The organism is Streptomyces sp. GD-15H, from assembly GCF_045291515.1.
Lineage (GTDB): Bacteria > Actinomycetota > Actinomycetes > Streptomycetales > Streptomycetaceae > Streptomyces.
The window spans coordinates 2,175,197-2,189,604 of the sequence record NZ_CP149447.1 but is presented as its reverse complement, the minus strand read 5'-3'; the positions used below and the strand labels follow the sequence as shown (position 1 = coordinate 2,189,604).

Below are 14,408 nucleotides of genomic sequence, written 5' to 3'. Positions count from 1 at the left end.
AGGGTTCGCCCCCTTGGCGTGGTGGGCTCGCATCAGGAGCGTATCGCGTTGATGACGGCAGTCAACGGTTCGCGATAGCCTGACGGGGCTCACTCGGACGGGCCTCATCGGGCGCGGGGAGGGAAGGAACCGGCGATGACCGCATTCTCGCTCGAACCGGAACAACTCGCCTGGTGCACCCGGTTGCGTGCGCTGGCCGCCGAGCGTCTGCGCCCGCTCGCCGAGAAGGGCGAGCCGGGCCGGGTCAACCGGCCCCTCGTCGCCGAACTCGGCACCCTTGGCCTGCTGCCCCGCCTGTTCACCTCCGGAGCGCTCGACCTGTGCCTGATGCGCGAGTCCCTGGCCCACGGCTGCACCGAGGCGGAGACCGCCCTCGCGCTCCAGGGCCTGGGCGCCCACCCCGTGCACACCCACGGCACCGAAGAGCTGCGGGCCCGCTGGCTGCCCCGGGTGGCGGACGGCACGGCGGTCGCGGCGTTCGCGCTCAGCGAGCCGGGGCCGGCTCGGACGCGGCGGCGCTCTCCCTGACCGCCGACCCGGACGGCCCCGGCCGCTGGCGGCTCACCGGCGAGAAACGCTGGATCTCCAACGCCCCCGAGGCCGACTTCTACACCGTCTTCGCCCGCACCACCCCCGGCGCCGGTGCCCGAGGCGTGACCGCCTTCCTGGTGCCCGCCGACCGTCCGGGCCTCACCGGCACCGCCCTCGACATGCTCTCCCCGCACCCCGTCGGAGCCCTCACCCTCGACGCCGTACCGGTAAGGGCCGACGACCTGCTCGGCGAGCCCGACCGCGGCTTCCGGGTCGCCATGGGCACCCTCAACCTGTTCCGGCCCAGCGTCGGCGCGTTCGCGGTCGGCATGGCGCGGGCGGCCCTGGACGCCACCCTCGGACACACCGCCGGACGCGAGGCGTTCGGCGGCCGGCTGAGCGATCTGCAGGCGGTGTCCCACCAGGTCGCCGAGATGGCCCTGCGCACGGAGTCGGCCCGCCTGATGGTGTACGCGGCCGCCGCGGCGTACGACGCGGGCGCCCCCGACGTTCCCCGGCGCGCCGCCATGGCCAAGCTGCTGGCCACCGAGACCGCGCAGTACGTCGTCGACCGGGCCGTCCAACTGCACGGCGCACGGGCGCTGCAACGCGGGCACCTGCTCGAACACCTCTACCGCGAGGTCCGGGCCCCCCGCGTCTACGAGGGGGCCAGCGAGGTCCAACGGGACATCATCGCCAAGGAGTTGTACAAGAGCCTGGAGGACCGATGACCGCCGAGCGCGTCAACCCGCCCGACCTCTGCCCGCCTGGCCTTCTCGCACGCCGTCGTCGCCACCGGCTCCAGGGTGGTGTTCCTGGCCGGCCAGACCGCCCTCGACGGCGACGGCAAGGTCGTCGGCGACACCCTGCCCGAGCAGTTCACGCGGGCCCTCGCCAACCTCCTCGCCGCCCTGCGCGCCGCCGGCGGCACCCCGGCCGACCTGGCCCGCGTCACCGTCTACGCCACCGACGTCGCCGCGTACCGCGTCCACGCCCGCGAACTCGGCCGTGTCTGGCGGCGGTTGGCCGGGACCGACTACCCCGCGATGGCGGTGGTCGAGGTCGCCCGCCTGTGGGACGAGCAGGCGATGGTGGAACTCGACGGCTTCGCCCTGCTGCCCTGACCTCCCGCCGTCCTGACCGCCTGGGCCGGCGACGACTGCAGCGGACCCTGACCGGTGCCCTGGAGAGCCTGGCCGCGCACTGGGGCGCCGAGGCGCCCCGCCTCACGGCGAGGGGCCGCGACGGCATCCGCCGGGAGATCCTGCCCCCGCCTGAGGCGAGCGGGCCCGCACGCCCGGCAACCGGGACGCGTGGTGAACTCCGCGGGATCAAATTTCGTTGGCCGGCCAGGCCAGCAGGCGGGCGCCGATGACCGCCGTCTGGAGCATGTAGCGGTGCGCCGGGTCCGACGGGTTGGCGCCGGTGAGTTTGTGGATGCGCTCCAGCCGGTACGTCAGCGCCCGCACACTCAGGGAGAGCCGGCGGGCCGCCTCCGCCGCGACACAGCCGGAGTCGAAGTACGCGGTGAGCGTGTCGAGGAGGGGCTCCGCACCGCCCCGGGCCGTGGTGAGCGGACCGAGGGTGTTGCGGACCAGATCGGCCATCGCCTGGCGGTCGCGGGACAGGACGGGGTAGACGAGCAGATCGGCGGCGCGCAGCAACGGGTCGTCGAGCCCCAGCCGCTCGGCTATCTCCAGGGTGCGCAGGGCCTCTTCGTACGAGTGGACGACACCGCCGGGCCCGGGCCGCGGGCGGCCGATGGCGACCTGGCCGCCGTCGGTGGCGGCGTGCGCCTGCTTGGCGAAGTGGGTGAGCACCTCGCCGTGGTGACCCGGCGCGACGCACAGCAGCCGCCCGTCCTTGGTGGTGAGCAGGATGCTGCGGTCACCGAACCGGGCGACGAGGGCCTGCTCCACCTGCCGCGGCACGGCGTCCCCCTCGTCGTAGGGGGCGGGGCCCCGGGCGACGGCGACGGCGTGGGCCTGGGACAGCCGCAGGCCGAAGCGGTCGGCGCGTTCGGCGAGCCGGCCCAGGTCGCTGCGCCCGTGGAGCAGATCATCGATGAACTCCCGCCGGGCCGCCTCTTCCCGGCGGACCGCAAGCCGCTGCGCCCGCTCGTAGCCCTCGGCGAAGGCGTCCACGGCCTGCTGGACGGCCAAGAGCGCCTCCTCGGCCGAGTCGGTGTGGCCGCGCGGCCAGGCGTCGCGTGCGGCGATCAGGTGGGTGCGCACCAGGGCGCGCAGTCCGAAGCCCGCCTCCGCGGCGCGCTCCCCCAGCGCTTTCCGGGAGGCCAGCTCGTCCCGGGTGAGGCGCCGACCGGTGGCCGCGACCTCCTCCAGGATCTGGGCATAACCTTCGAGATAATCCTCCGGAATCTCCCGCTCTGCCACATCGCCCCTTCGATTTTGACGCGTCCTTGACGCCGTCTTGATGCGTCGTTGATGCCCTACCCGGCATGAAGACCCTAGTGAACATTGCCGAGTTCCGGCAATGCGCGGACGGAACCGGAGCGGGCAACATGGTCCGCGGGGAGCACCACGGATGGTTCCGGTGCCCGGCATCGGCAGGCGCCGGGCACCGAACCCGAGGGGACCGGTGCTGCCGTCGGCACGAGCCGCGAGCGGGAAGGGGGGATGGGCATGTACATGATCGCAGAGGCCGCCACGGGCCTGGCCCCGGTGTTCCCGTACCTGCTCACCGCCGCCCTCGTCGTGGCGGCCTGCTTCTGGCTGCTGGTGGTCGTGGGTGCCGCCACTCCCCACGCCTTCGACTCGGACGCGGATCTCGACGCCTGGGGGATGGGCGGGGTGCCGGTCGCTCTCGCGCTCTCCCTGCTGGCCCTGTTCACCTGGCTGCTGGCCACGGGCGCGACCGTGCTGCTGGCCGTCCACGTCCCCGACGGGTCCGCCGCGGGATCGCTGCGCCTGCCGGTCGTGTGCGGCGCGCTGCTCGCCGCCTGGCGGCTGACCCGCTTCTTCGTGCGCCCGTTGCACCGCCTCCTCCCTGACGAACCCGAGCCGTCCCGGTAGTCCCGCGGGCTCGGAGGGAACCGGGGCGGTGCGCCGCACGTGTCTCGTGACGGAGCCGATCCACGGCTCCCGCGCATGCCGAGCGTGCCGCGCGACCACGCCGTACGAGCCGTCCGAGCCGTACGGGCCGAGCCGCACCGGGAGGCTCCGCCCGCTCCACTCCTCGACGCCCGGCGTCGACCTGTCACTTCTGTCCGTCACAAAGCCCTGAAGGACGTGTCCCATGGATACTGCCACCGTGGGCGTCGCCGTGCTCGTCGGCGTCTGCCTGATCCTCGTCATCGCCGCCCTGTTCATCATGACCAAGCTGTTCCGCAAGGTGGAGCAGGGCAAGGCGCTCATCGTCTCCAAGATGCGCAAGGTCGACGTGACCTTCACCGGGCAGGTCGTGCTGCCGGTGCTGCACAAGGCCGAGGTGATGGACATCTCGGTGAAGACCATCGAGATCACCCGGGCCGGCAAGGAAGGCCTGATCTGCCAGGACAACATCCGCGCCGACATCCGCATCACGTTCTTCGTCAAGGTCAACAAGACCGTGCAGGACGTCATCAAGGTCGCGCAGGCGGTCGGCACGGCGCGGGCCAGCGACCGCAACACCCTGCAGGAGCTGTTCCACGCGAAGTTCTCCGAGGCGCTGAAGACCGTCGGCAAGCAGCTGGACTTCACCGACCTCTACACCAAGCGTGAGGAACTGCGGTACCGGATCATCGAGGTCATCGGTGTCGACCTGAACGGCTACCACCTCGAGGACGCGGCGATCGACTACCTGGAGCAGACGCCGTTGTCCCAGCTGGACCCGGGCAACGTGCTCAACGCGCAGGGCATCCGCAAGATCACCGAGCTGACGGCCATCGAGCACGTCCGCACCAACGAGGCCCAGCGCGGCGAGGAGAAGGAGATCACCCGGCAGAACGTCGACGCGCGGGAGGCGATCCTGGAGCTGGAGCGCCGCCAGACCGACGCCGAGATCAAGCAGCGCCGGGAGATCGAGACCGTACGGGCCCGTGAGGAGGCAGAGACGGCGCGGGTGGTGGAGGAGGAGCGGCTGCGCGCGCAGAGCGCCTTCCTGCGCACCGAGGAACAGCTCGGCGTGCAGCGCGAGAACCAGGCCCGCGAGGTTGCCGTCGCCGCCAAGAACCGCGAGCGGGTCATCGCCGTGGAGAGCGAGCGCATCGAGAAGGACCGGATGCTGGAGGTCATCGCCCGCGAGCGGGAGACCGAGCTGACCCGGATCGCCGCCGACAAGGAGGTCGAGGCCCAGAAGCGGGAGATCGCCGAGGTCGTCCGGGAGCGGGTCGCGGTGGACCGTACGGTCGCCGAGCAGGAGGAGTCGATTCTGAAGCTGCGGGCCGTGGAGGAGGCGGAGCGGCATCGGCAGGCCGTGATCATCGCGGCCGAGGCCGAGGCGCAGGAGAAGCTGGTCAAGGACATCAAGGCCGCCGAGGCCGCCGAGCAGTCCGCCACGCACCGCGCCGCCGAGGAACTGACCCTGGCCGAAGCCCGGTTGAAGACCGCCGACCTGGACGCGCAGGCGAAGCTGCGGATGGCCGAGGGCATCCAGGCGGAGGCCGCCGCCGAGGGGCTCGCCGCCGTGCAGGTCCGCGACAAGGAGGCCGAGGTCATCGAGAAGGCCGGCCGTGCCGAGGCCGAGGCGGCCGGGGCCCGGATGCGTGCCGAGGCCGAGGGCGCGCGGGCCAAGGCGCTCGCGGACGCGGAGGCCATCAGCGGGAAGCTCAGGGCGGAGGCGGCCGGCCTCACCGAGAAGGCGGCGGCGATGGCCGCGCTGGACGAGGCGTCCCGCGGTCACGAGGAGTACCGGCTGCGGCTGGAGGCGGAGAAGGACGTACGGCTCGCCGGCCTCGAGGTGCAGCGGCAGGTCGCCGAGGCGCAGGCCACGGTCCTCGCGACCGGCCTGGAGAACGCCGACATCAACATCGTCGGCGGGGAGTCCGTGTTCTTCGACCGGCTGATGTCGTCGATCGCCCTCGGCAAGAGCGTCGACGGGTTCGTCCAGCACTCCGAGACCGCCCAGGCCCTCGCCGGGCCCTGGCTGGACGGCACGGCGAACTTCACCGACGACCTGAGCCGGATGCTGGGCTCCGTGTCGAGCGCCGACGTGCAGCACCTGACGGTGTCCGCGCTGCTGATGCAGCTGATGAAGGCGGGCGGCGAGAACACCGGACAGCTTCAGCAACTGATCGAAAAAGCTGGGGAGTTGGGACTTGCGGACACCCCGCTGGCCGCGCTGAACGGCCACGCGAGGGCCTGACGCGCCCGACCACCCCCCTCGGGAGCCGCCGCACAGGGGACGGCGGCTCCCGACCGCTCCCTCCCGAGAGGCAGCCATGAGCACCGGCATCCACGAGACGCCCGACACCCGCGCCCACGCCCCGGCCGGCGACAGCGGTCCCGGCCCCGGCGCCGGCGCAGGCCGCCACGAGTCGGTCGACGGCGGCACCTACCAGGTGCTGCGCGACCGGCTGTCCGCGCAGGCCACCGAACTCGCCCGCCGCACCGAAGCGTTGAACCGGCTGAGGATCGAGGCGTTCGGCTCCACGGAACTGCGCCTCACCGGCACCGAACGGCTGCGCACCGACCGCACGAGCGTGCCCCGCGACATCGTCGCCGTGGGCGACGTGCTCCTCTTCGGTTACGGCGCCCAGCCCCGCCCGGACGCGGACACCGCCGTCGGTGACGTCCTCGCCGCCCACGACCGCGACCTGGGCCGGCTGCCCGACGACGCCGTGCCCGGACTCCTCGACGACCCCGCCTTCGTGCGGGAGTTCGCCGCCCTGCACCGCTACTACCGCCAGGCACGCCTGCTGCGGCTGCGCCGCGTCGACGGGAAACTGCTCGCCGTCTTCCAGACCGGCGAGAAGGCCGGCGACATCCGCGTCCTGCGCTGGTCGGTGACCGAGGACGGCCGGGCCTCCTTCCTCGACGCGCGCGGCGACCGCGACCACGCGCGCACCCCGGTCCCGGACATCGAATGGATCCGCACCACCCGCGAGGACCACGTCCTCGGCCGGCACCCGCACGTCTCCGTCCAGGGCGAGGTCTTCGTCGACACCCTCGGCGGCACGCTCACCGTCAAGGCGGAGAGCGACACCGAAACCCCCGACGGCATCCACACCGAACCGGTCGAGGAGCCGCTCCAGTCCCTCGCCGACGCGGAGATCGCGTACGCCCGCGCCGGCGCCCTGATCCTGCTGCGCGTCCTCCCCTACAAGGAGACCGCGCACCGCCATCTCGTCTTCAACACCCTCACCCGGACCGTCGTCCGCCTCGACGGCGTCGGACAGGGCTGCCGTCGCCTGCCCGAGGACCAGGGCATCGTGTTCCCCGGCGGCTACTGCCTGGCCGCCGGCCCCCACAAGACGTACGAACTCGACACGAGCGGCATGGAGTTCGAGCGTGAGGTGCGCTCACCCAACGGCGAGGACGTGCTGTACGCCTTCCACGCACCCGGCCGCGGCCGCGCCCTGCTGCTGTCGTACAACGTGATCCGCGAGGAGGTCGCCACCCCGCTGACCTGCCACGGCTGGGCCCTGTTCGACGACGGCGCGCTCACCCTGCTGCGGCCCGACGGCGACGAACCGGCCCGCGTCCACCCACTCCAGCTGTGGCACTCGCCCTACGTCTCCGACACCCACGCCGCCGCCCAACCCGTCGGCGACGGCCCCCTGGACCGGGTCGGCAACGCCGACCTCGTACGCGGCGTCTCCGACTGCCTGTCCCTGGCCCGCTCCGTCACCGAGACCACCCCGACGACCGAGGTGTACGAGGCCCTGGTCGCCGCCTGCGTCCGCACCGCGGACGCCCACCACTGGCTGGGCGAGCCCGAACTCGGCGACTTGCGCGCCCCGTTGGAGCAGGTGCGCGGCACCGCCGAACAGGTCCTGGCCGAGTTCGAGACCGTGCGCGACCTCTCCCGCCGGGCCGCCGAAGCGCTCGACGAGGCGGCCGGCCGCATCACCTCCGTGGTACGCCGGCTGCGCGGCGAGCAGCCCCGCGAGGCCGCCGCCTGGGTCGCCGGACTCACCGAACTCCGCCACGCCCAGGGCCATCTGCTGACCCTGAAGGAGATGCGGTACGCCGACCACGCCCGCATCGACGAACTCGCCGCCGAGGCCGGGCACGATCTCACCTCCTTCGGACAGCGCGCGGTCACCCGTCTCGCCCGCGAGGACGCCTTCGCCGCCCACCACGCCGACGTCGAACGGCTCGTTGCCGACGCGGAGGCGATCGGCACCACCGCCGAGGCGACCCCGGTCGCCGCCCGCCTGGACGAACTCGCCGACGGACTGCGGACGGTGACCGAGGTCGTCGCCGGCCTCGACCTCGGCGACGCGACCGTCCGCACCGCCGTACTGGAACGCGTCGCCGAGGCCCTCGGCGGCGTCAACCGCGCCCGCGCCACCCTCGACGCCCGCCGGCGCGGCCTGCGCGACCGGGAGGCACGCGCCGGATTCGCCGCCGAGATCGCCCTGCTCGGCCAGACGGTCACCGGTGCCCTCGCCGCCGCGACCGACCCCGAGTCCTGCGACGAACAACTGACCCGGGTACTCGCTCAGTTGGAAACCCTGGAGTCCCGCTTCGCGGAGTTCGACGAGGGTCTCGGCGAACTCGCCGACCAACGCACCGAGATCTACGAGGCGTTCGCCGCCCGCAAGCAGAGCCTCACCGACGCCCGCGCCCGCCGCGCCGAACACCTCGCGTCCGCCGCCGACCGCGTCCTCGCGACGATCGCCCGCCGTTCCGCCACCCTCGCCGACACCGACGAGGTGAGCACCTACTTCGCCTCCGACCCGCTGGTCGCCAAGGTCCGCCGCACCGCCGACGAACTGCGCGAACTCGGCGACCGCGTCCGGGCCGAGGAACTCGACGGACGACTCAGGTCCGCCCGGCAGGAAGCCGCCCGCGCCCTGCGCGACCGCACCGACCTCTACGCCGACGGCGGCCGCGCCCTCCGCCTCGGCGGCCACCGCTTCGCCGTCACCACCCAGCCCCTCGACCTCACCGTCGTCCCGCACGGCGACGGCCTCGCCTTCGCCCTCACCGGCACCGACTACCGCGGCCCCGTCACCGACCCCGCCCTCACCGGCGACCGCCGCTACTGGGACCGGCACCTGCCGTCCGAGTCGCCCGAGGTCTACCGCGCCGAACACCTCGCCGCCCGCCTCCTGCACGAGCACGGCCCCCACGCCCTGAACGACGCCGACGACCTCGACGCCCTGGTGCGCCGGGCCGCCGAGGAGGCCTACGACGAGGGATACGAGCGCGGCGTCCACGACCACGACGCCACCACGATCCTCACCGCCGTCCTGCGCCTGCACGACGGAGCCGGAGTCCTGCGCCACGAGCCCGCCGCCCGCGCCCTCGCCCTGCTGTACTGGACGCACGGCACCACCGCCGAGGAGCGCGCCGACCTCACCCGCCGGGCCCGCTCCCTCGCCCGCGTCCGCGACGCCTTCGGCCCGCCCCCGGCACTCGCCGCACTGCACGCCGAACTCGCCCGCACGATCGCCGACCGGTACCCCGAAGCGACCGCCCGCCCACAAGCCTGCGCCGCCTACCTCTTCGACGAACTCACCACCGGACCCGACGGATTCGTCATCAGCGCGCAGGCCCGCACCCTGCTCGACAAGTTCCGCCGCACCGTCGCGACCGAGGCCTACGACGAGGACCTGCCCGCCCTCGCCGACCTCACCGCCCGCCGCCAGCTCGTCGAGGCCTGGCTGTCCGCGTACGCCGCCGCCACCGGCACCCACCTCACCCCCGGCGACCTCGCCGAGGCCGTCGCCGCCGAACTCTGCCCGGACCAGGCCCGCCACGAGTCCGACGCGCCCCTGACCACCACCGTGGAGGGCCTGCTCGGCACCCACCCCCGGATCACCGACCGGCGCCTCACCCTCCGCCTGGACGAATTCCTCGCCCGCACCGAGGAGTTCCGGGAGCACGACACCCCCGCCTTCCGCGCCTTCCAGCGCCGCCGCACCGCCCTGGTGAACGCCGAACGCACCCGGCTGCGCCTGGACGACCACCGCCCCCGCGTGATGTCGACCTTCGTCCGCAACCGCCTGGTCGACGAGGTCTACCTCCCCCTCGTCGGGGACAGCCTCGCCAAACAGCTCGGCACCACCGGCGAATCCGCACGCACCGGCACCGGCGGACTGCTGCTGCTGCTCTCCCCGCCCGGCTACGGCAAGACCACCCTCATGGAATACGTCGCCGACCGGCTCGGCCTCGTCCTGGTGAAGATCAGCGGCCCCGCGCTCGGCCACACGGTCACCTCCCTCGACCCGGCCGAGGCACCGAACGCCACCGCCCGCCAGGAGATCGAGAAGATCAACTTCGCGTTGGCCGCCGGCAACAACACCCTCCTCCACCTCGACGACATCCAGCACACCTCGCCCGAACTGCTCCAGAAGTTCATCCCGCTCTGCGACGCCACCCGCCGGGTGGAGGGCGTGTGGGAGGGCGAGCCGCGCACCTATGACCTGCGGGGCAAGCGGTTCGCCGTCTGCATGGCCGGCAACCCGTACACCGAGTCCGGCGAACTCTTCCGGGTGCCCGACATGTTGGCCAACCGCGCCGACGTGTGGAACCTCGGCGACGTCCTCACCGGCAAGGACGACGCCTTCGCGGTCAGCTTCGTGGAGAACGCCCTCACCGCCAACCCGGTGCTCGCACCGCTGGCCGGGCGCGACCGCGCCGACCTCGACCTGCTGATCCGCCTCGCCGACGGCGACCCCACGGCCCACGCCGACCGGCTCACCCATCCCTACGCCCCCACCGAACTGGACCGCGTCCTGGCCGTACTGCGCCATCTGCTCACCGCCCGCCGGACGGTCCTGGCCGTCAACGCGGCCTACATCACCTCCGCCGCCCAGTCCGACGACGCCCGCACCGAGCCGCCGTTCCGCCTCCAGGGCTCCTACCGCAACATGAACAAGATCGCCCAGCGGATCCAGCCGGTCATGAACGACGCCGAACTCAGCGCCGTCATCGACGACCACTACACGGCCGAGGCACAGACCCTCACCACCGGCGCGGAGGCGAGCCTGCTCAAACTCGCCGAACTGCGCGGCACGCTCACCGCCGCGCAGGCCGACCGCTGGGCCGAGGTGAAGGCCGCCCACCTCCGCACCCGCACCCTCGGCGGCCCCGACGACGACGCCCTCACCCGCGCGGTCGCCGCCCTCGCCCTCCTCGGCGACCGCATCGCCGCCGTCGAGTCGGCCATCACCCGCGCCACCGACCCCCGCCGGCGCATGGCCAACCCGGTGATCCGCCGGGTGGGGCAGCCGAAGGGGGCCGCAAGGGCTCAAGGGGAAGGTGGGCCAGAAGGTGAGGCGGTCGGGTGAGGGGCGTCGTGGCCGTGGCCGTGGCTGGGGCGGTCGGCGCCCGCCCGCCCCGCTGTCACCGTCGGTGACGCGAGTCCCTCCGGTGTCCGGGGCCGGCGGCCGTGTCGGTCAGCAGGCCCTGGGCGCGGAGCAGGCGCGCCGCCCCAGGCGACCGCGTGCGCCGGCGGACGGGGGTCCGCACGCCCGCCTCCAGCGACTGGAGGCGGGCGAGCGCGCAGCGCCGGACCGGCGCCCACTGATCGCGCGTGGCCCTGGTGAGCGCACCCACCCAGCGAGCCGACGACGCAGGGGTCAGCTCCCGCCTGCGCGCGGCCCACGCCCCGGCGTCGTGCCCGAGGCCGTCGTGGCGGCGCGTCTTCAGGTCACCGGAGGCCGGCGTGCCCAGATGCGCGCCCATCCGCCGCAGCACCCGCTCATCGGCGGCCGTGAGCAGTTTGAGCCGGGTACGGATGGCCACCCCCGACGGGCCGGGTGCGGCAAACGGCGCCGCAAGCCCCCGCAGCCCCTCCACCCCACACCCCCGGTCAGCCGTGAAGACCCGCTCACCCCACCCAACGAGCACCAACCGCAAGGCTCGCGGGTTCGACAGGCGAACTCTCATTCCCACGACCAGGCACGACCGCACACACCGCCGCGCACCCCCAGCAGTGCCCCACCCCGCCCCGGGCCGCTGACAAGCGGCCCCGGGGGCGCGCGGACGGCACCCCGCGGCTCGCACACCGGCGCGCACCTGCGGTCTTGACACCCGGCGCGGAACGGCCGCACATCGGCGGCACCCCGGCATGCGCAGTCCACCGAAGTGCGGGAATGAGGGGAGGGGGTCCTGGGCAGAACCCTGCTGCAACTAATATGCAATAACGAGTTCCGGGCAGCAGAAGTGTGAGATTCGATGACGACCCGACGAATGAGGGGTACCGCCGTCGCGGCGGCCATGGCCGCCGCGGTCGCCGCGTGCTCGGCGCCGAGCGGCGGCACGGACGGCGCCGCGGACGGCGGGTCCACCGACTCCGTGGTGGTCGGAGTCGCCTCCGAACCGGACACCCTGAGCCCGCTGCTCGGCTACGGCAAGGACGGCAACTCCAAGATCTTCGACGGGCTGCTCGCCCGGGACGCCGATCTGAAACTGAAGCCCGCCCTGGCGAAGGCACTCCCCGAGATCGCCGACGACGGACGCACCTACACCTACACCCTGCGTGAGGGCGTGGAGTTCAGCGACGGCGAACCCCTCACCGCCGAGGACGTGGTCTACACGTACCGCACGGTGCTCGACGACAAGACCAACAACACCGCCAAGAGCGAACTCGGCGCCGTCGAGCGGGTGCGCGCGGACGGCGACGACAAGGTCGTCTTCACCCTCAAGTACCCGTACGCGGCCTTCGCCGCCCGCACGGTGCTGCCCATCGTCCCCGAGCACATCGCGGGCAGGCAGGACCCCAACACCGGCGCCTTCAACACCGAGCCGGTCGGCACCGGACCGTACGTCCTCACCGGCTGGAGCAAGGGCGAAAAGCTCACCTTCAGGGCGAACCCGGACTACTGGGGCGGCGCACCGGAGGTGAAAAAGCTCACCATGGCGATCATCACCGACGACGACGTCCGCGCCACCCGACTGCGCTCCGGCGACCTCGACGGCGCGGTCCTCCCGCCCAACCTCGCCGCCACCTTCAAGAACGACGACGACCGCCAGACCTACCGGGCCACCTCCTACGACTTCCGCGCCGTCACCCTCCCCACCGGGAACAAGGTCACCGGCGACACCACGGTCCGCCGCGCCCTCGACCTCGCCGTGGACCGCGAGGCCATGGTCGACAAGATCCTCGATGGAGCCGGCCGCCCCGCCTACGGGCCGCTGCCCCTCGACGACCCCTGGTACACCAAGGACATCGCACGCTCCCAGGACCTCGCCGAGGCCGAGAAGATCCTCGACCGGGACGGCTGGAAGGCCGGCCAGGACGGCATCCGCGCCAAGGACGGCGTCCGCGCCACGTTCACCCTCTTCTACCCCTCCGGTGACAAGGTCCGCCAGGACCACGCCCTCGCCTACGCCTCCGACGCCAAGAAGGCCGGCATCGACGTCAGGGTCGAGGGCGCCACCTGGGAGGTCATCGAACCCCGGATGGGCAGGGACGCCGTCCTCGCCGGCCTCGGCAGCACCGGCGACCCCGACTTCGGCCTCTACACCCTGCTGCACTCCTCCCTCGCCGGCGACGGCTTCAACAACATGGCCCACTACGACAACCCCGCCGTCGACGAGGCCCTCGAGGCCGGCCGCCGCAGCCAGAACCCCGACGACCGCAAGGCCGCCTACGACGACCTCCAGCGGGAACTGGTGAAGAACCCCGGCTACACCTTCCTCACCCACATCGACCACCTCTACGTCCTCGCCGACCGCTGGGACGGACTGACCACCCAGGTCGAACCGCACGAGCACGGCTTCGCCAGCGGCCCCTGGTGGAACGCCGAGGACTGGCAGCCCAAGAAGTGAAGACCCTGCCCTGGGGAGCGATGGGACGCCTCGTGGCACGGCGGGCCCTGCTCGCCGTGCCCGTCCTCCTCGTCGTCACCTTCGGCGCCTTCGCCCTCGCCGCCGCCTCCCCGTTCGACCCCGTCAAGGCCTACGCCGGCACCGCAGCCCTCGGCGCCGACCAGGAGACCCTGGACCGGCTCCGGGACAACCTCGGTGTGGACCAGCCCTTCGCCGTCCGCTGGTGGGAGTGGCTGACCTCCGCGGTCACCGGCGACCTCGGCCACTCCAGCGTGATGCGGCAGCCGGTGGCCGAGGCGATCGGCGAACGGCTGGTGTGGTCGACCCTGCTGTGCACCGTCGCCTTCACGGTCGCCGTGCTGCTCGGCACCCTGCTCGGCGTGCTCGCGGCCCGCCGCCCCGGCTCGCTCCTCGACCGCACGGTCACCTCCCTCGCCTACTCCCTGGAGGCCGCGCCGGTCTTCTGGATCGGCCTGCTCGCCGTCTGGCTGTTCGCCCTCGAGCTGGACGTCCTCCCGGCCGGCGGCCTCACCGACACCGGCAGCGAGCACGTCACCGCCGGACAGGTCGCCGGCCACCTGATCCTGCCCGCCGGCGTCCTCGCCGTCTCCCAACTGCCCTGGTTCACCCTCTACGTCCGCCAGGGCGTCGGCGACGCCCTCGCCGAGGACCCGGTGCGCGGCGCCCGCGCCCGCGGCCTCGCCGAACGCACCGTCCTGCTCGGCCACGCCCTGCGTTCCGGACTGCTGCCGGTGCTCACCCTGATCGGCTCCCGCGTCCCCGAACTCATCACCGGCGCCCTCCTCGTGGAGACCGTCTTCAGCTGGCCCGGCATCGCCGCCGCCACCGTCGAGGCGGCCACCGCCGTCGACTTCCCGCTGCTGGCCGCGCTGACGACCCTCGCCACCGCCGCCGTCCTCGCCGGAAACCTCCTCGCCGACCTCCTGTACGGGCTGATCGACCCGAGGGTGAAGCTGAATGAGATGTGATCCC

At 73.0% G+C, this 14,408-nt stretch carries 7 protein-coding genes and 2 pseudogenes; 7 read left to right on the top strand and 2 right to left on the bottom strand.

The genetic code is table 11. The annotated features are described in order from the left end of the window. The first annotated feature begins 135 nt into the window (after positions 1 to 135). Positions 136 to 1,262: pseudogene (locus WJ438_RS10495) on the top strand (acyl-CoA dehydrogenase family protein). Further along, positions 1,259 to 1,655: pseudogene (locus WJ438_RS10490) on the top strand (RidA family protein). The pseudogenes WJ438_RS10495 and WJ438_RS10490 overlap by 4 nt, the downstream one beginning before the upstream one ends. Positions 1,656 to 1,862: 207 nt before the next feature. Here the strand turns inward: WJ438_RS10490 and WJ438_RS10485 are convergent. Beyond that, complete coding sequence (locus WJ438_RS10485; protein ID WP_406724992.1) at positions 1,863 to 2,924, bottom strand: PucR family transcriptional regulator; 1,062 nt, start codon at positions 2,922 to 2,924, stop codon at positions 1,863 to 1,865. Positions 2,925 to 3,173: 249 nt separating this feature from the next. On the opposite strand from WJ438_RS10485, the gene WJ438_RS10480 reads away from it, so the two are divergent. The 3 genes from WJ438_RS10480 to WJ438_RS10470 all read left to right on the top strand — a co-directional run bounded on the left by WJ438_RS10480 (position 3,174) and on the right by WJ438_RS10470 (position 10,930). Next, positions 3,174 to 3,563, top strand: coding sequence for a hypothetical protein (locus WJ438_RS10480; RefSeq protein ID WP_406724991.1), 390 nt, complete (start codon positions 3,174 to 3,176; stop codon positions 3,561 to 3,563). A gap of 223 nt (positions 3,564 to 3,786) precedes the next feature. Beyond that, positions 3,787 to 5,832 (top strand): flotillin family protein, encoded by a 2,046-nt coding sequence (locus WJ438_RS10475; RefSeq protein ID WP_406724990.1) that lies wholly within the window; start codon positions 3,787 to 3,789, stop codon positions 5,830 to 5,832. 76 nt (positions 5,833 to 5,908) lie between these two features. After that, a complete protein-coding gene (locus WJ438_RS10470; protein WP_406724989.1) occupies positions 5,909 to 10,930 on the top strand; it encodes a DNA repair ATPase in 5,022 nt (1,673 codons plus the stop codon). Positions 10,931 to 10,985: 55 nt separating this feature from the next. Here the strand turns inward: WJ438_RS10470 and WJ438_RS10465 are convergent, their stop codons facing one another. Beyond that, entirely contained in the window at positions 10,986 to 11,387 is a 402-nt protein-coding gene (locus WJ438_RS10465; protein ID WP_406724988.1) for a hypothetical protein, read from the bottom strand. 432 nt (positions 11,388 to 11,819) lie between these two features. On the opposite strand from WJ438_RS10465, the gene WJ438_RS10460 reads away from it, so the two are divergent. Next, positions 11,820 to 13,415, top strand: coding sequence for an ABC transporter substrate-binding protein (locus tag WJ438_RS10460; RefSeq protein ID WP_406724987.1), 1,596 nt, complete (start codon positions 11,820 to 11,822; stop codon positions 13,413 to 13,415). Positions 13,416 to 13,435: 20 nt separating this feature from the next. Next, positions 13,436 to 14,404: an ABC transporter permease gene (locus WJ438_RS10455; RefSeq protein ID WP_406724986.1), complete on the top strand. Its 969-nt coding sequence runs from the start codon at positions 13,436 to 13,438 to the stop codon at positions 14,402 to 14,404. Positions 14,405 to 14,408 lie beyond the last annotated feature (4 nt).